This is a genomic window from Thiothrix fructosivorans (genome assembly GCF_017349355.1).
Lineage (GTDB): Bacteria > Pseudomonadota > Gammaproteobacteria > Thiotrichales > Thiotrichaceae > Thiothrix > Thiothrix fructosivorans.
This window is the reverse complement of the sequence record NZ_JAFMPM010000008.1, coordinates 33,292-50,499: the sequence shown is the minus strand read 5'-3', so window position 1 is coordinate 50,499 and position 17,208 is coordinate 33,292. Positions and strand designations below refer to the sequence as shown.

The window sequence follows — 17,208 nt, the reverse complement described above, 5'->3', positions numbered from 1 at the left end:
CCCGTGGCAAAAGAATGTTGTAACACTAACACTAAACGCTGCCCCACCGTATTGTTGCACCGTAAAATTGCCCTGTTAGGCAACCCCAACGCAGGCAAAACCACCCTGTTCAACCTGCTGACAGGCGCACGCCAACGCACCGGCAACTGGCCGGGTGTCACGGTGGAACGCAAGGAAGGTCAATGCCGCTTACTTAATGAAGACCTGCATGTGGTGGATTTACCCGGCACGTATTCCCTTGATTTTAGCGATACCTCGGCAGATGAACGCGTTGCCCGTGACTTTGTGCAGCAAAACCCCGATTACCTGTACCTCAATATTGTGGATGCCAGCACGCTAGAACGCGGTTTGTATCTGACACTGCAATTGCGTGAACTCAATGTCCCCATTATCGTCTTGCTGAATATGATGGATGTGGCGGAACAACACGGCATGAAAGTGGATATTGCCGCTTTACAAGAACGCCTCGGCTGCCCCGTGTTACCCATCTCGCTGCGTAAAGACAAGGATTTGCAAACGGTTCATCATGCGATTTGCCACTACATCCCCGCAGAAGCGGCAAAGCACTTTGAGATTCCCTATCACGCCAGCGTCGAACAAGCGCTGCGCAACGTGCAAACCGACGACATTAACCGTACCGATGCGCTGTTTGCCCTGCAAACCTGCCAAAGCGAACCCACGCTTGCCGCCTTGCACCAGCAAATTGAAGCCGACACGCACGAAGAATTCGATTTCCTGTTGGCAGATGCGCGTTTTGATCTGGCGACCCGCATTGCCCGTGGTGTCACGCACGAACGCGGCAAAATCAGCCGTACCCTTTCCGACAAGCTCGACCGCTGGGTATTGGGCAGTTGGACAGGTATACCTATCTTTTTGGTGATGATGTACTTACTGTTTCTGTTCAGTATCAACCTTGGCGGGGCATTCATTGACTTCTTCGACATTGCCGTGCAAACCGTCGCCGTCGATGGCACGCGGCATTTGCTCAGCGGTTTCAGTGCGCCCGAATGGTTAATCACGCTGTTGGCAGATGGTTTAGGTGGCGGTTTGCAAGTCGTGGCAACCTTTATCCCCATCATTGCCGCGCTGTATTTATTCCTGACGTTGCTGGAAGAATCCGGCTATATGTCACGCGCTGCCTTCGTGATGGATCAGTTCATGCGCAAACTCGGCGTATCGGGCAAAGCCTTTGTGCCGCTGATTGTCGGTTTCGGCTGCAATGTTCCCGCCATCATGGCAACGCGTACCTTGGATAGCCAGCGGGAACGCATTATTACCGTGCTGATGGCACCGTTCATGTCATGCGGCGCACGACTGGCGGTGTATGCGCTGTTTGCCGCTGCCTTTTTCCAATCGGGCGGTCAGAACATTGTCTTCCTGCTGTATTTGATTGGGATTGGCTTTGCGATTCTCACCGGCTTAATCATGCGCAAAACTTTGTTGCAAGGCGGCGCGGATCATTTCGTGATGGAAATGCCGACCTACCAACTGCCCGGTGTGCGCAATATCCTCATCAATACGTGGAACAAATTGCGCGGCTTCATCGTTGGGGCTGGCAAGCTCATTGTCGCCGTGGTGATGGTGATTAACGTTGTTAACAGCTTGGGGACGGATGGCAGTTTCGGCAATCAAAATACCGAAAAATCGGTGTTAAGTGCCGCTGCCAAAGTGGTCACGCCGGTGTTTGCACCAATGGGCATTGAGCAAGACAACTGGCCTGCCACAGTGGGTATTGTCAGTGGCTTGTTGGCGAAAGAAGTCGTGGTCGGCACATTGGATGCATTATACAGCCAGATGGGTACAACCCCACCAACCGTTGCAGCAACAAGCAACACACCATTCAGTGTTAGCACAGGCTTACAGGAGGCGCTAGCCACTATCCCGGCTAATCTTGGTGATGCCCTGAGTCATATCAGCGACCCGCTGGGTTTCGGGGCGATTGATGAACAACAGGATGTCAGCAATGCCACGTTCAGCGCCATGAACCAGTATTTTGATGGCAAAATCGGCGCATTTGCTTACTTGCTGTTTATCTTAATGTATTTCCCTTGCGTAGCCGCGACAGGCGCGATGTACCGCGAAGTCGGCGCACGCTGGGCAAGTCTGGGCGTGGCGTGGAGTACCGGCTTAGGCTATGGCGCTGCAATCTTATTCTATCAACTCGCCACCATCCACCAACACCCGTTGCCATCGGTTTTGTGGGCGGTCATTGTATTGGGAAGTTTCACGGCAGCCATTTATGCTTTTGCGCTAGCGGGAGGGCAGCAGCATGATGTTGGGAGAAATTCGCGACTACCTGCAACAGCGCGGTAGTGCCAGCTTGACGGATGTGGCAACACATTTCGATATTACGCCGGATACGGCACGGTTTGCGCTCAACTATTGGCTACGCAAAGGCAAGGTGCGCGAACAAGCGGCAAATTGCGGTGCAAGTGGCTGTGGCGGAAATAGTTGTGGCGGCACAAAGACCGCCACACACTATGCATGGGTGAAGCGCGAGATGCCACTTCACTGGTTTCCACTCAAGCCTTAATCATGCACTAACATAAGATAGTCATTGATCATATTGCCCATCGTGTGGCTCTTTGCACGCCCAGTATCATCTTTATTAGAAAAACTAACCGCGAGGCGATTATTGGTTTCACCCGCTGGCTGTGTAGATGACCAATAAGAACGCACGAATGGACCACCATTGTCAGCATCCGACGACGTATTGATAAATGCTGGGTAAATGTACGGTGCTGCCGTACGGGTTTTATCCACCAAACCAATCAGCTCATCGGATGTCGGCAAACGCCAGCCAGTCGTGAATCCACACAACTTTGCCGTATTGACTGCTTTAATGTAAGAACCTGTATCACAACGTGTCAACGCTGTACCCACACCTGAGCAAGGCGTTGCTGCTGTGGCATTTGAAGTATCCGCCGCACCGGCTGCGTAACCTTGCACACCTGTCGTAGCGCCATCTTGCCAGAAATAACCGTAGTCACGGTCACGAAAGTCCGATTTTGTTACATCAGCCGCGTTGGTTTTGACTTCCCACGTTTTACCAGTGGAAGAGTCTTTCACGCAAGCAACCTCTTCGATACCTGCGGTAATATCACCACCATTCGCATCCATCGACGTGAATGTTCTGGCGGTCGGAGTCGTTGTGGTTGGTGTAGTCGTCGTCGGTGTGGTTGTGGTTGGCGTTGTTGTAGTCGGAGTCGTCGTCGTTGGTGTCGTTGTGTCAACAGTCGTCGTGGAACTACCACCGCCACCACACGCTGTCAACAATGCAGCGGAGAGTGCGACTGCCAAATACAGACCACTTTTACCGAATACGGTCAAATTGCTTTGATTTTGCCCAACTGGGGATTGAGTTGTTGTTAGCATAGTCATAATCCTGCCCTATAGAATTGATTAGTTGATGAGTTGCATTTTACATGAAACAATAATATTTATAGCACAAGATAGAGAAAAGACAGTTTTTTTAATCCAGACGCAATAATTTTTATGATAACTGGCTAACAGACCAAGGACAGGAAAGAGGGATTTCTCCACTCTCCCCCATCTAGACCATCCGCTTACTTACAAATTAAGCGAATATGCCCTGCCATATCGTCGGTAGCCGCTGGCGCCATACCCTCATCGGACAGATTATTAAACGCAGCACCAGTAGGAATGACTGCGGTATAATTTACCTGCCTTGCATCAGTGGAGTTGAAATAGAATGCATCGGGAACAGCTTCTGGGAAGAACGTAGGATTAGGTGCGTAACTCCGTGTAACCGTGGTTCTTTTCGCATTACCATCTGGCTGCGGGAAAGCTTCCGATGGCAATGCCAAGTAAATTAACTCAGCATGGCTAGGAAGTGCACACGTTCTGGTTGGACCACACGGGCGTGTGCCTGCATTCACCGCAGTTGCATAAGCCGCAGCACTACAAGCGGCAACTGTCCCACCACAAGCACCCACACCAGCCGCCGCTTTGGTATAAGTCCAATCTTTGTCACGCACCCCTGCATCATCGGTTTTCACTTCCCAGAAGTTACCCAGCAGTTTGTCTTGAACGCATGACCATGCTGTTGCTGAATCGTCTAGCATCGTACCTGTGCTGTCATATTTGCAGAAACGCGCATCGGCGCATCTTGCCGCAACGGGTGTTGTTGGCGTGGGTGTGACTACTGGTGTCGTCGGTGTCGGGGTAGGTGCTACGACGGCAGGGGTCGTTGTTGTACTGACTGCACTGGTAGCCGTGCTAGTGTTGCAATCACCATCGCAATCGCAAGCACTTAACAGGGAAGCACACAACACCATGGCCAGAACGAGGCCGCTTGTTTTAATGACGGGGATTTCTTTGGGAGCGAAAATGTCTGACATAGCTATTATCCTAATATATCCTAAACAAAGAAATTTTAGCCATAATGACTCAGGCTAAAAAAGGTTATAGCACAGACCAGAAAAATCGACGGCATATTTTCACGACAACCACGACAAGCGGTGATTTTTCACAGTTAAAACAGGCCATTAATCACAGGACAAAAATTAATCTAACTATTTCTTATTTAGAATATTAATATATTAAAAATTATTAATATTCTAAATACTGCGTCTAATTGTTTATAAATGCTTCACTAAAGCCTGTGGTCGCGAAGGTTTTGAAACCATCATCGGTTCGCCAGATAAAATAGGCATGAATGCCATGCGTTTCAGCAAACGCTTTTGCTTTTTCCTCACCTAACACCATGAATAACGTAGCATAAGCATCTGCTACGGTCGTCTCCTCGGCAAGCACAGAAGCGGATGCAAGATTATGGGTAACGGGCGAACCTGTGGTGGGGTCAAAGGTATGTGAATAGCGCTGCCCTCCTTTCACAAAAAAATTGCGGTAATCACCCGATGTCGCCAAACCCGCCTTCCGTAACGATACCCCTTGTTGCACCATGCGCCCCGCTTCTTCCTGCGGTTTTTCAATGGCAATTCGCCACGCATCACCGCGTGGACTGATCCCACGGGTACGTACTTCACCAGCAATTTCCACCATGTAATCGTGAATACCGAGCGACTCCAAGTATAAGCCTGCTTGATCTGCTGCAAAGCCATCGGCAACCGAAGCTAACTCAAGGTGAAGATCTGGCTGGGATTTGCGCAAAGCAGGCGGATCAAGACGTACCTGAAGTTTCTGATAGCCCACCTTTGCACGGGTAAGCGCAATCTCGGCTTGAGTGGGAATACGTTCTTTTGCCGAGTCGTGTGAGCCAAACCCCCACAATTGCAGCAGGGGTGCGAGCGTCACGTCATAACTGCCCGCGCTTTGCTGGCTGATGTGCAAAGTTAGCTCAACCAGTTTGGCAAGTTTCGGGGAAACACTAAACCAATCCATACCGCTGTAACGGTTAAATTGGGAAATCGTGGAGGTTGGCTCCCACGAGCCAATCAATTGATTCGTCTCGGCAAAGGCATTGTTTAGCCCTGCCTGAAGTTGCGCTTCACTCAAAGTAGCAGGTGGTCTATTCACCGTGACATGCCACAATGCAGTGCCCTGCATTCCCTCCAAACGCCACACAGGGTCAGGCTGGCTACAGGCAGTCAACCCAACGCAGCACACGCACAACAGCATCCCGAAAGCGAGTGCGGTACGGTACAGGCTATGAAGCAGACTTAGGTTTTTCACCGGAGGGACTGGTAAAGCGGTCATTCAAATATTGTACAAAGCGGTCGGTAGCATGACGAATCATGTCTAAACGACGCCGTGTTTTCCTACCCCAACCTGCCGGTGTTGCTTGGAAAATACTCCGCCAGAACGGTGTACTCTTCAAAAAAGCGGCGGACAAATTGCCAAACGATTCTGCTCTACTCAAGCTTGCTGCCACACGCTTGGCTAAACGGTTGCGGATTAAAAAGTGCAAACTAATAATCAATACGGCTAACATCGCCATGACTGCACCCGTTGCCCAGATATTTCCCGCCAACGAGGCTAACCACGGCGGGTTGAACAATAAACCTTCCCAGTAGCCAAACTCAATGCTCATGGCAAGCAACACAATGCCTAACAAACCAAACGCCAATACATCGGCGATTAACACCTGCTTTTTCCAACGTTGCAGGGCTTCACGCAAACGGGGAATGGCTTGCTGCTCAATCTGGTTTGCTTGTGATTCCATCGCACCGACAATGCGGTACACACGTTCAGTATTGACACCATTGATTCGCGCCATAATGCGCTGATAATCAGCATCACGTTTGGCAACATAACGCGCCCACACGCTTTCATTCGGCACTGGCACAGCCAGTTTATCGTTGAACAGAATATGGAAACTGCCCGCCGACAAACCCTGTTGCACCAACGCTTTTTGCCAAGAGGACACAATGTCTTCGAGATTATCTTCGCGGGCGGAAGTATCAATTTGATTCAGAATAAACAGGAATTTACTGCCATCATTACGACGCAACGAGCCTTTCACCAAATGCTCCAAGGTATCTTGCATCGCCCCCGGTTCAGGATGCCGTGCATCAAAAAACACCAATACCAAGTCCGACAATTCGATAATGTGATCGGTAATTTTCAGGGTCGCTTTACGCTGTTCATCCGCATCGAACCCCGGTGAGTCGATCAGAATCTTGCCGCGTACTTGCTCACTCGGTGCTACCTTCATTTGCAGGTAGTTATCAATTTTCGCCCCTTCCCCTTTGGAAACATGTTCAATGTCTTCACTGATTTGGTAAAACGGAAAGCGTGGGTCGCCATCCAAAGCCAAACCGGGCAAAGTGCGTACCTGTCCATCTGGGCTATAAGTGATAACGGTAAAACGGTCATCGACAGCTTGATTACCAGTACGCTGTAAATCCAAACCCAAGAATGTATTGATAAAACTCGACTTACCTGCCGAAAACGTTCCCAGCACCGAAATCATCGGCCACCACGAAATCTGCGTCGCGTAAGATTCACCAGCCCCAAGCAAACCCAGTTTTTGGGCTATAGCATCCAGATCACGGTACTGATTCACGGCATCAACCAATACCGGATTTTCGCGTTTGAGATGCTCCTGCAACCGCTTAAGGCGTTGCTCCATTCGCTTGGCTGGTGTCATATCTATCCTTTAATCGTCATGGCAACAAACTTGTCGCCTTCCTTTATCACAGAACTGTGCCCGTCTTTGGCCGTTTCCGCACCCGTTGGCTGCTGAAGGGGTGGCACAGCAACCTCAGGCGACGGCACAGCAGGCGTAGGTATAATAGGTTGTCCTTGCTGAGGTGTCTGTGCAACGGCAGCACCACTTTGTGGCATCGTGTAGTAATTATAGTAAGGTGTTGTAGCAGCAGGTGGGGGAACAACGTAAGGCGACGTGGTATCACTACCGAATGGATTGAATTTATTAAACATTTTCATTGGACCAGAGATGTTTTTATTCATGCTCCACATATCACGCTGCATATTATACGTGGAAACCGCCATATTCTGTGTCGAAGCATCCATTTGCTTCATATTGCCAGCCATGTCTTGGGTACTGCCATTCATATCGACGATATTATGCGTCATCACGCCGACAGAGCTGGTCATTGTCGTCATTTGCCCCGTCATGACATCAAAATTATTGGCCATCCGCCCCATGTTAGTATCCACCGTTTTATTCATGTCGGCGATGGTTTGTGTCAAGGTATGCACATCGGTGGTTAAGGATTGAACCAGATAAAAACCATAAGCCGAAAGAATAATGAACGCTACCATTGCGGGGTAAACAATCATCTGTAACGTGCGAGTTATCGTGACTTGACGCTCCTCAAAGTCTTGTAACTCATGCTCGACATCGTGCAACTCATGTTCAATGTCATTGACCCCTACGGGTTTTTCGGTCGTTATCATACTGTGGCTCCTGATTGTCCGTCATGTCGCGTCTCTCCCTAAACGACCCAACGGCTACTGTGAATGCGTAGCACGCGCTATCCAAATGCGTTTTTCATCATTTATCTCCCGAACATCCTTTGGTCTATCGTATTTTCGTTTTTATAAGGGGTAGTGGCAGGTCAGCATTACCGAAAACCCTGACCTGCCTCACTACTTTTCCATACTGCCAGATTTATTTTTTCAGAGCAGCATCAATTTGCTTTGCCAACTCAGGGTTGACCATATCCACATACAACTTCATGTTTAATGCTTCAGTCGTGCGACCTTGCGCGGCTAGCTTAGGGGCAACGTCTGCAAACAACGTTGAAGCTTGTTCTGCATTCCCTTGCTTCCAATACACGTTCGCCAACTCACCTTTGTAATCAAGGGAGTCTGGCGTTTGCTTGAGCAAATCGGTGTAAAGACCTACAGCACGATCTAACTCGTTCGCCCAATAGGCTTCGCGTGCCGCACGCAACAAATCAGCCGGTGCATTCGCGGATGCTTGCTGAACAGGCGCAGCTTGAACAGGTGTTGCAGGCGCAGCAGCGGATGGTGCTTCGGCAGCTTGAACAGGGGCAGCAGCAGGAACTTCAACAGCTTTAACCATTGTCGCCGCTGGTGCAGGTTGTGCAGCAGCGGCTTCCGTAGGCGCGGTAGCTTGTGCAGCAACAGCGGCTTGAACCTGCTGTTGGGCAGCCACTGATTGTTCAGCCGGTGGGGCAACAGCAGCGACTTCAGCGGGCGCAACGTGTTGTTGGGCAGCCGCATGACCAGCATCTACCTTAGGTGCAACGTGCGTCTGTTCTGGCTTCGCAGCCATTTCTTTGCCACCGTGCTCCGCTGGCTTACCGCCAATACCAAAGTTCAGCAAGATAGCAACGATAGCCAGCAACCAAGCCAGCATAATGGGATGTTTCATTAACCAACGTAAAATATGCATCTGAATCTCCTTAAAACCCCAGATTTATTAAAAATAATGTTTAGACCGGATACAAGGCACGTCCCAATGCATCCATTTCCAACGCTGCTTTGGAACGCGGCTCCATCTCAAACACCGCCAGACCTTCACTGAAAGAACGGCGATAAGTAGTGCGCATATACAAGCGCGGCGCTAGCAATTTAATGCCGGGCAATATCTGCATCGCTTCGGCTGCTTCTGCTGTTTCGCGCACAGCATGATGGGTATCGGCACGATTGATAATCCCAAGGATTTCAACCGCTCGACCACCGCGTATTTCCTCAACCATTTTCAGGAAACGTTGTGTCGACCAAATATCCGCCTGACTCGGTGCAACCGGTACAACAATCCGATCCGCTTTGCGGATAGACGCTTCCATCGCTGCTAAGTCTGCCAGCCCCATGTCGACCAACACTTCCGATTGACCGTTTTCAGCACCTAAATCCGCCACCGAGGTTATCGGTACAATCGCAGGCAAAAAACCTTCTTCCTGACGAATACCAAAAGCATCCGCCGTGGTCGCCTGTGGGTCAAGGTCATACACCACCACATGCTTGTTGTGACGCGTTGCCACCCATAACGCCAGATTAAACGTTATGGTGCTTTTGCCAGTTCCACCTTTGAGGTTGCCAATCAGCGTAATCATCAACGACTCACTATTGCTGCACAGGTGGCTGAGGCGGAGCTGGCATGGCGGCATCACCTTGCGGCATCGGCATGGCTTGACCTTGCACTGACGGCACCACTGCTTGAGCTGGCGGCATGACTGCCCCACCCGCTTGACCTTGTGGCATCGGAATAGCGTAGAGGTAGTAGTAACCAGCCGGTGGCTGTGGCATAACTGGCGGCGCAGCAGCGAGAGCTGCTTGAGCTTCAGATACGCTGGGTTGTGCAGGTGCAGCTGGTACTTCTGGCTTAGCAGGAACAGCCGGTGCTGCGGGTTGTTCTGGCGCAACAGGTACGACCGGTACACCAGCAGGTGCAGCTTCCGTGCTTGCTGTCATACCAGCCGGAGCTGCGGGTGCAGCCGGTGCTTCTGGCGCTTTCACTTCAGCAGCAGCAACTGGGGCAGCAGGTGCGGCAGGTGCTTCTGGCGCTTTCGCTTCAGCAGCGGCGGGCATCGTCACTACTTCTGGTGCTTTCGCTTCAGCAGCGGTTGGAGCAGCAGGCGCAGTAGGCACTTCCGGCGCAACGGGCTGTGTAGGTGCGGTGGGCGCAGCAGCAGCGACGGGTGTGGCCGGAGCTTCTGGTGCAGCCACTGGTGTAGCGGGGGCTTCTGGTTCAGCCATTGGTGTTGCAGCCTGATCCGCACCTTGAATCACGAAAGGACCCGGCGGCGGTGGCGGTAAATTCGCTTCTTCAGCCCAAACATTAGCACTCAACAGTACCACAGCAGCAGAGGTTGCTACGGCAGTCGCCAGTTGCTTTTTATTAAATAAACTCATGCTAGTCTTCCTTCCAGATTAAATATCCGTTTTAAGTTTTATGCCCCGTCTACCGGCAGAGGGTTTTTTCCGCTCTTGGGTATCCCCAGAACCGGGGGACATAGCGTTATCGTGTTGTGACGGCTCAGGTTGCGCTGGCTCAGCTTGCAACGGCGTATCGTCCGTAGCAGCGGCAACCACTTTAGCAACGGATGCTGCTGCCTGTAACTTCGCTTGCTGACGTTGTGCTTGCTGCTTTTCTGCATCACGTACTTTACGCTTGCGCAATACGTTACGCAGCGCCGCAAACAAACCCATTACCCCAGCAAGGATACTGGTCAGCAAGGATACACTGTATAAACCTACATACTTAGCAACCGTCCCCAGACCATTACTTGAAGTAGTCGTGCCCGTTGCACCCGCGACAGATGCCCCAGCACCGGCTGAACCACCACTGTTGCCGCCACCCGGTATGCCACCTAGTGATTGACCCGCGCTGATACAACCCAAGGGAATAATCAACAAGGTCAGTAAGGTTGCAACCGCACCACCAAAGATCAGCGATACCGCCATCCCTTGGAAAATGGGGTCAGACAAAATCACCATCGAACCACCAAACAATGCCAGAGCGGTGATAATAATGGGGCGTGTCCGTGCTTCACATGAACGAATCACCGCTTCCAGCACCGTTTCGCCGCTTAATACAGCTTCACGGGCAAAATCCACCAACAAGATGGAATTTCGCACGATAATCCCCGCCAATGCAATGAAACCGATCATGGATGTTGCGGTAAATTCGGCATCCATTAACCAATGCCCCGGCACAATCCCAATCAAGGTCAGCGGAATCGGCGCCATAATAATCGCAGGCAAGGTAAAGTTACCAAATTGCGCCACAATCAGCATGTAGATCAATACCAGTGCCGCCGCAAACGCAATCCCCATATCGCGGAACGTTTCCCACGTCACCGTCCATTCACCGCCCCATTCAAACGCGGATTTACCTTCGACACCTTGTGGTGATTTCAGCCAATACGCATCATCCAGCAAACGCGTGCCGTCAGGTGTAACGTAACCTTGACCATTATTCGCCGCCGCCAGCAAGCTTTCCACTTGACCTTGCCCGTATACCGGGGCAGCCAAACGCCCAACCGTTTCCGCCGTGACGTATTCTACAGCACGCAAATCTTTTCGGTAGATAGGTTTGTCTTGTTTATCGAATACAAATGTCCCTAATTCATGCAAAGGCACGAACTGCCCCACATGATTGGTCACGGGCAACTGCGATAAACGGTAAATTTGCGAACGCGCACTTAACGGCACTTGCATCACAATGCGTGTGGGGTCAATCAAAGCATTTTTCTTGATGTCACCCAAGATAAAACCGCCCATCGCCATTTCCAAAGTGCGATTCACGTCTTCAGCAGTAATGCCATTGCGCTGGGCTTTGTCGGAATCCACGATGAAACGCAGGATGTCATGGTCTTGCTCCATCAAATTATCCACGTCATCCAAGTTTTCGGCTTGCTCGAACAGCTTGGTCATATCCGCTGCCACTTGACGGCGCGTGTTCGCATCGGGGCCATAAATTTCCGCCACGACCGATTGCAATACCGGCGGGCCGGGTGGCATTTCCACCACTTGCAACTTGCCGCCCGTCTCTTTCAGTAACGGTTGTAGCAAGGCACGGGCTTCCACCGCAATCTGGTGACTGGTGCGTTTACGGTCATGCTTATCCGTCAGTTGCACCTGAATATCTGCCTGCCACGGTTGCTGACGCAAGTAGTAATGACGCACCAAACCGTTAAAGTTAAACGGTGACGCTGTACCTGTGTAGGTTTGCAACGCCGTGACTTCAGGAATGTCTTTCAGCTTACTTGCCATGCTATGCAGCAAATTCGCAGTAACGGGCAGCGCTGTGCCTTCCGGCATATTCAGTACCACATTGAATTCTGGCTTATTATCCAGCGGCAACATTTTGACCCGCACCGCTTTCATCGGGTAGAACAACAACATGAACGCAAAGAAGACCACAATGATCCCAAACAAAAAGGTATAGCCTTTTTTCTTATTGCTCACCAACGGCACAATCAAGCCACGGAACAGCTTTTCCATACGGGCAGCTTGTTTGTGTTCTTTGTCAGCCGCCTCGCGCAAACTTTTCATCGAAGGCTTAAAACGGTTAGTTAACCACGGCGTAAACGCAAACGCCGCAAACAAGGAAATCACCATAGCCACCGAACCCAGTACTGGAATCGGCAGCATGTAAGGGCCCATCATGCCACTCACAAAGCCCATCGGCAGTAACGCCGCGATAACCGTTCCTGTCGCCAAAATGGTCGGATTGCCCACTTCGCGCACCGCATCAACAGCCGTTTCCACGTCAGTACTTTCAATCAACAACCAACGCCGATAAATGTTTTCCACCACCACAATGGCATCATCCACCAGAATCCCGATGGAGAAAATCAAGGCAAACAAACTCACGCGGTCAATGGTCATACCCATCAGCCACGCCGCAAATACCGTGGTGGTAATAACCGCTGGGATGACGATCAATACCACGCCCGCTGCGCGTAAGCCGAGGAAAAACCACACCAAGACCGTCACAATGCCCGTTGCCACGAACAATTTGAAGATCAGCTCGTTCACTTTCGCTTTCGCGGTTGCACCGTAGTCACGGGCAATATTCACATGGACATTATCGGGAATAATACGTCCCTTTAGTGTTTCCAGCTTCGCCAACACGGCATTCGCGACATCCACACCGTTTGTGCCGTGTTTTTTCGCAATCGCCACGGTAACGGCCGCCGCATTATCCGCTTTCTCAGGGCTATTACCTGCGACACCGGTATAGAAACCCACGGAACGCCCCGCATCGCTAGGCTCTTCGGTCACGGTGGCAATGTCACGCACGTAGACGGGGCGACCCTCAATAACCGCCACCATCAAGCGTTTTACGTCTTCGGCGGAACTCAGGAAAGCACCGCTGTACACGCGAAACACGCGCTGATCTGGCTCAACCGATCCGGTATTGCGTTGGGAATTCGCCATGCGAACAGCATTCGCGACTTGCTCCAAGGACACCCCGAACGTCGCCAAACGTTCTGGCAAGATTTCCACTTTTAACTCTTCGTGGCGACCATCCACGATGAAGCTCTGGCTGGTGTTTTCGACTTCGCGCAGGCTTTGCAACACATCCAAGCCGACCAAACGCAAGTTGGCATCATCCACAGCATTCGACCACAAGGTAAATGCCACCAATGGCACATCATCCGCCCCTTTCGGCTTTACCAGCGGTTCGGGCACGCCGATAGGCATTTTGTCTTTATTGGAGGCTAATTTGTCATAGAGTTTGACTAGGGATTGTTCTAGCTCTTGCCCAACGATGAATTGCACCGTCACCATCGACTGTTCACGGGCAGAATAGGAATACACATGATCCACGCCCGTCATCTCGGACATAATGCTTTCGAGCGGGCGGGAGATCAGATTTTCCACTTCTTGCGCGGATGCACCGGGGTAGCGTACAAAAATATCCACCATCGGCACGGAAATTTGCGGGTCTTCCTGACGTGGTGTGACCCACATCCCTAATACGCCCACCGCGAAAAACGCTAGCAGCAACAGCAGCGACAGCGGTGACGTAATAAAGGCTTTCGCCATCGAACCAGCCATCCCCAGATTATGTTGAGAGTGATGGGCAGCATGTTGCGGTGAGTCATTTATCATTACTTACATTCCTAGCGGGCAATCATTTTATTTTGCATCGGGCATCCAACCGGATGTTGCAGTGGCAGGTGGCGCATCAATGATGCGCTCGTCATCCGTCAAACCGGAGACCACTTCCACTTTATTTTCCTCTTGATCAGCACCCAGTCTTATCAGGCGCAATTCAGAGGTATTATTATTATTCACAACCAAGACGCTGGGTAAGCTACGCCCACGCAGCAATGCCGTTTTCGGGATGACGACTGTTTTCGCGCCAACTTTTTTGGTTTCCGGCAAATACACTTCAGCATACATCCCCGGCGCGGCAACAGCATCCACCGGCAGATCAAATTTCACTGTCACCGTATGCCGACTGGGATCAGCCACGGGATAAATTTGCGAGATTTTCACCATCGTGGTGGTGTTACTGTCAATTTTGGCCGGTACAACCATGCCTTCACTCAAATTATTCACTAAGCCAGACGGCACGTCCGCCTGTAAGCGTTTGTACTTGACGTAACCATACTTAATTAATGGTTGACCAGGTTGAACAGTATCACCCACCTCTACCATTTTTTCTAGCACAATGCCCTCGAAAGGGGCAACCGACTTCGCATCGCGCAAGGCGGCATCAATTTCCTGTAGCTGCGACATGGCTTGCTGCACGGTGCTCTGCGCCTGTGACACACCGGTAGCACTGCTCATCAAATCACTGTAACGCCCCATATCCGAGTCATAGTTGCCCATCATCGAATCGGCAAACGGACGCACCATCGTCATATCAAACATGGCAGGCAAACCAAAACCGGGCATTGCACCAATATCTTTGCTACGGGGGGACACCAGCTCGCGGGTGTATTGCGCTTGGGAATTTTGTACGGAGGCTTGCGCCATCGAAAGCTGTGCCAAAATCGCGTTGCGTTTTGCTAATAATTGCGCTTCATCAACTTGAATAATCACGTCACCTTGCTTAAAAGCCGCCCCCGCCTCCCCCGCCACAAACTTAACCGCCCCCGAAATTTGTGCTGATAAGGTGACTTCTTTATAGGGGATAACGGTACTTCCCAATACGGAACTTGACAACGAGTCGACAGCTTCAACGCGTATAATCTCCGCAGAATGCGCAGCAGACAGCCAGCCAATGCTTAACAGCAGTAGCGTCGACCTCAGTGTATTTTTTCTTATACTCATCGGTGTACAGTTTTCCTCGAAGCGGCATAGCCTGAAAGGCGTGGCAGAACTATATCGTTTAAATCCCTTAAATTCCAGTCGATCACTGGCGAATATTAGCAATCCCTTATAAATATACCGTAAAAATGCGCGTAACCTCACCAAAGCGGCGGTGCTTCAATGAAAATTCTACTGCGATCAGCGTTGCCCGCTCTTTCGGCAAGTCATCTTTAAATTCACCGCCGCGTGCTGCCAGAAAACGAAACTGCGGTTCGCCCTCCACCCCGTCCAATAATACGAGCGAAACGGGTGCATCGGTATCCAGATGATCCACCAAATTCCACGTTTGCCGCAGTAACTTGCCGTCTTCCAGCACGTAACGAACACGCTGTAAGCCACTGCGCATCAGCCCAGACTCACGATTTTGCCATGCCACATCAGGGTTGCCGCCCCGCGTAAACTCCAGCAATACCCCCAAGGTTTCCGACTGGCTAATGCTATTGTTTTCGCGTTGCCCCACGCTCGTATTCATCGGACGCAATACTGCCAGTTGCCGCATATCACGCTCTATCAAGAGCACAGCACGTTGCAATTGCTGCAATTCAGCTTGCGGCTCAGCCACTTGCCGCCCGGCATCCAACAGCAAATTGACTGACTGGTACGACAACGTGAGCAGCAGCGCAAAGATCGCCAAAGAAATCATCAACTCCACCAGCGTAAAACCACGCGCTTGCTTCATTGCGCCAGACTCCGTTGCTTGGCTTGAGGGTTTGCCACATACGCCACTTCCACTGCCAAGGCTTCGGTCGGCCTCCCCTCGCGAAACACGCTGACTTTCACTTTGCGTAAATCAGGGTCGGGGGTTGCCAGCACTTCCTGCTGCCATTGCCACGCCAAATCCCCCATCTCCGCCTTGCCATCCGCTTTGCCCGTGGCAGGAAACCCTTTGCTGGTTTGCACCACGGCAAGCTGGTTAAACGCCACCCATCGTGCCAACGTGGTGTCTTTCATGCGGTTGTAACTTGCAAAATCGCCGCTGCTGGTTTCCACGCTCACCGTGATCACCAAGCCCAGCAAGAGCAATGCAAACATGATTTCGATTAAGTTAAACCCGTGCTGACGCGGCATTACTCCGCCTCCGAGGCAACATCAACAACACGCCCCACGTTGTCGAATCTGACCATGCCATCACGCCCGTCTTTATCCTGCAAATGCCATTCAAACGGCATCATCTCACCTGTAGGCAAAATAAACACTTGCGGACGCGCATCCGCATTCTTCGGCAAGCTCACCCCCTGCCCCTGCAAATACAGCACGGGTTTGAACTGCCCCACCCACGCATACGCCTTCAACAGCGCGTCTTTCTCAATAGCTTCCCACTGAAGCTGATCATTTTGGACGAAGAACGTGTAACCACTCTCACCAAATCCCAATGCCAAGGCTTGCGAACGCACCAAACTTTCATCTTGCACCAAGCGTACCCGCTCACGCAGACGTTCCACTTCATCGTTGAGTGGGTCGGAAAGCGACAGGTTCAACATCGAACCTGCCAACGAATACAAGATGCCGATCACCATAATGACGATCATCATTTCCAGCAAGGAAAATCCCCGCTGCACCCGCACCTTATTGCTCCAACTGCCAGCTACCGACATCATCCGGCGTACCTTCGCGCTTGTCAGGGCCAAGGCTATAGATGTCAATTTCGCCACCGTGCGCACCCGGATTCAGGTAACGGTAGTCATTGCCCCACGGATCTTTCGGCAAGGCTTTCATGTATTGACGCCAGCGCGGGGCATTCCCCGGATTCGTGGTCAACGCCGTCAATGCACCAGAGGCAGGGAATGTGCCATTATCGGCGCGGTACATTTCCAGCTTAATTTTCAAGTCACCGACTTCTTTTTTAGCCTTGAGGTTTTGGGCATCACCCATCACATTCAGATTGCTGAACACTAACCCCAACAGAATGCCGATGATCACAATCACGATCATCAATTCCGTTAAGGAAAAACCTGCCTGCCGCGACTGGCGCAATGCCGTCTTATACCTATCCATGCACTTTGTCCTCTAAACAAG

General features: G+C 51.2%; 16 protein-coding genes. 2 read left to right on the top strand and 14 right to left on the bottom strand.

Going from position 1 to position 17,208, the window contains the following annotated elements; genetic code table 11:
• Positions 1–3: 3 nt before the first annotated feature.
• Positions 4–2,313 carry a Fe(2+) transporter permease subunit FeoB gene (gene feoB, locus J1836_RS14505; protein ID WP_207251866.1) on the top strand — a complete coding sequence of 770 codons (2,310 nt, stop codon included), beginning with the start codon at positions 4–6 and terminating at the stop codon, positions 2,311–2,313.
• Positions 2,270–2,533 carry a FeoC-like transcriptional regulator gene (locus J1836_RS14500; RefSeq protein ID WP_207251865.1) on the top strand — a complete coding sequence of 88 codons (264 nt, stop codon included), beginning with the start codon at positions 2,270–2,272 and terminating at the stop codon, positions 2,531–2,533. Before feoB ends, J1836_RS14500 begins: the two co-directional genes overlap by 44 nt.
• Here the strand turns inward: J1836_RS14500 and J1836_RS14495 are convergent.
• The 14 genes from J1836_RS14495 to gspG all read right to left on the bottom strand — a co-directional run bounded on the left by J1836_RS14495 (position 2,530) and on the right by gspG (position 17,187).
• Complete coding sequence (locus J1836_RS14495; RefSeq protein WP_207251864.1) at positions 2,530–3,375, bottom strand: Lcl C-terminal domain-containing protein; 846 nt, start codon at positions 3,373–3,375, stop codon at positions 2,530–2,532. The genes J1836_RS14500 and J1836_RS14495 overlap by 4 nt on opposite strands.
• Before the next feature lie 191 nt (positions 3,376–3,566).
• On the bottom strand, positions 3,567–4,361 hold the full coding sequence (locus J1836_RS14490) for a hypothetical protein (protein ID WP_207251863.1): 795 nt from the start codon (positions 4,359–4,361) through the stop codon (positions 3,567–3,569).
• A gap of 232 nt (positions 4,362–4,593) precedes the next feature.
• Entirely contained in the window at positions 4,594–5,655 is a 1,062-nt protein-coding gene (locus J1836_RS14485; RefSeq protein WP_242632862.1) for an FAD:protein FMN transferase, read from the bottom strand.
• A complete protein-coding gene (locus J1836_RS14480; protein WP_207251862.1) occupies positions 5,630–7,072 on the bottom strand; it encodes a dynamin family protein in 1,443 nt (480 codons plus the stop codon). The genes J1836_RS14485 and J1836_RS14480 overlap by 26 nt, the downstream gene beginning before the upstream one ends.
• Before the next feature lie 2 nt (positions 7,073–7,074).
• Positions 7,075–7,845, bottom strand: coding sequence for a methyl-accepting chemotaxis protein (locus J1836_RS14475; protein WP_207251861.1), 771 nt, complete (start codon positions 7,843–7,845; stop codon positions 7,075–7,077).
• 214 nt (positions 7,846–8,059) lie between these two features.
• On the bottom strand, positions 8,060–8,809 hold the full coding sequence (locus J1836_RS14470; RefSeq protein WP_207251860.1) for a tetratricopeptide repeat protein: 750 nt from the start codon (positions 8,807–8,809) through the stop codon (positions 8,060–8,062).
• A 40-nt stretch (positions 8,810–8,849) separates the two neighbouring features.
• The gene (locus J1836_RS14465) at positions 8,850–9,473 is read right to left on the bottom strand and encodes a nucleotide-binding protein (RefSeq protein WP_207251859.1); all 624 of its coding nucleotides are present in this window, start codon (positions 9,471–9,473) and stop codon (positions 8,850–8,852) included.
• 10 nt (positions 9,474–9,483) lie between these two features.
• Complete coding sequence (locus J1836_RS14460; RefSeq protein ID WP_207251858.1) at positions 9,484–10,272, bottom strand: hypothetical protein; 789 nt, start codon at positions 10,270–10,272, stop codon at positions 9,484–9,486.
• Between the two features lie 18 nt (positions 10,273–10,290).
• Positions 10,291–13,983 carry an efflux RND transporter permease subunit gene (locus tag J1836_RS14455; RefSeq protein ID WP_242632861.1) on the bottom strand — a complete coding sequence of 1,231 codons (3,693 nt, stop codon included), beginning with the start codon at positions 13,981–13,983 and terminating at the stop codon, positions 10,291–10,293.
• Positions 13,984–14,010: 27 nt separating this feature from the next.
• On the bottom strand, positions 14,011–15,153 hold the full coding sequence (locus J1836_RS14450; protein WP_207251857.1) for an efflux RND transporter periplasmic adaptor subunit: 1,143 nt from the start codon (positions 15,151–15,153) through the stop codon (positions 14,011–14,013).
• 106 nt (positions 15,154–15,259) lie between these two features.
• Positions 15,260–15,871 carry a type II secretion system minor pseudopilin GspJ gene (gspJ, locus tag J1836_RS14445; RefSeq protein ID WP_207251856.1) on the bottom strand — a complete coding sequence of 204 codons (612 nt, stop codon included), beginning with the start codon at positions 15,869–15,871 and terminating at the stop codon, positions 15,260–15,262.
• Entirely contained in the window at positions 15,868–16,260 is a 393-nt protein-coding gene (gene gspI, locus J1836_RS14440; protein ID WP_207251855.1) for a type II secretion system minor pseudopilin GspI, read from the bottom strand. Before gspI ends, gspJ begins: the two co-directional genes overlap by 4 nt.
• Positions 16,260–16,790 carry a prepilin-type N-terminal cleavage/methylation domain-containing protein gene (locus tag J1836_RS14435; RefSeq protein WP_207251854.1) on the bottom strand — a complete coding sequence of 177 codons (531 nt, stop codon included), beginning with the start codon at positions 16,788–16,790 and terminating at the stop codon, positions 16,260–16,262. The genes gspI and J1836_RS14435 overlap by 1 nt, the downstream gene beginning before the upstream one ends.
• The gene (gspG, locus tag J1836_RS14430; protein WP_207251853.1) at positions 16,759–17,187 is read right to left on the bottom strand and encodes a type II secretion system major pseudopilin GspG; all 429 of its coding nucleotides are present in this window, start codon (positions 17,185–17,187) and stop codon (positions 16,759–16,761) included. Before gspG ends, J1836_RS14435 begins: the two co-directional genes overlap by 32 nt.
• Positions 17,188–17,208 lie beyond the last annotated feature (21 nt).

What these genes read in the sequence shown, in the direction of transcription:
- J1836_RS14450 (WP_207251857.1), bottom strand. Translation starts at nt 15,153, where the DNA reads ATGAGTATAAGAAAAAATACACTGAGGTCGACGCTACTGCTGTTAAGC.
- gspI (WP_207251855.1), bottom strand. Translation starts at nt 16,260, where the DNA reads ATGCCGCGTCAGCACGGGTTTAACTTAATCGAAATCATGTTTGCATTG.
- J1836_RS14435 (WP_207251854.1), bottom strand. Translation starts at nt 16,790, where the DNA reads ATGATGTCGGTAGCTGGCAGTTGGAGCAATAAGGTGCGGGTGCAGCGG.
- gspJ (WP_207251856.1), bottom strand. Translation starts at nt 15,871, where the DNA reads ATGAAGCAAGCGCGTGGTTTTACGCTGGTGGAGTTGATGATTTCTTTG.
- J1836_RS14490 (WP_207251863.1), bottom strand. Translation starts at nt 4,361, where the DNA reads ATGTCAGACATTTTCGCTCCCAAAGAAATCCCCGTCATTAAAACAAGC.
- J1836_RS14475 (WP_207251861.1), bottom strand. Translation starts at nt 7,845, where the DNA reads ATGATAACGACCGAAAAACCCGTAGGGGTCAATGACATTGAACATGAG.
- gspG (WP_207251853.1), bottom strand. Translation starts at nt 17,187, where the DNA reads ATGGATAGGTATAAGACGGCATTGCGCCAGTCGCGGCAGGCAGGTTTT.
- J1836_RS14455 (WP_242632861.1), bottom strand. Translation starts at nt 13,983, where the DNA reads ATGATAAATGACTCACCGCAACATGCTGCCCATCACTCTCAACATAAT.
- J1836_RS14465 (WP_207251859.1), bottom strand. Translation starts at nt 9,473, where the DNA reads ATGATTACGCTGATTGGCAACCTCAAAGGTGGAACTGGCAAAAGCACC.
- J1836_RS14495 (WP_207251864.1), bottom strand. Translation starts at nt 3,375, where the DNA reads ATGCTAACAACAACTCAATCCCCAGTTGGGCAAAATCAAAGCAATTTG.
- J1836_RS14480 (WP_207251862.1), bottom strand. Translation starts at nt 7,072, where the DNA reads ATGACACCAGCCAAGCGAATGGAGCAACGCCTTAAGCGGTTGCAGGAG.
- J1836_RS14500 (WP_207251865.1), top strand. Translation starts at nt 2,270, where the DNA reads ATGATGTTGGGAGAAATTCGCGACTACCTGCAACAGCGCGGTAGTGCC.
- J1836_RS14460 (WP_207251858.1), bottom strand. Translation starts at nt 10,272, where the DNA reads ATGAGTTTATTTAATAAAAAGCAACTGGCGACTGCCGTAGCAACCTCT.
- J1836_RS14470 (WP_207251860.1), bottom strand. Translation starts at nt 8,809, where the DNA reads ATGCATATTTTACGTTGGTTAATGAAACATCCCATTATGCTGGCTTGG.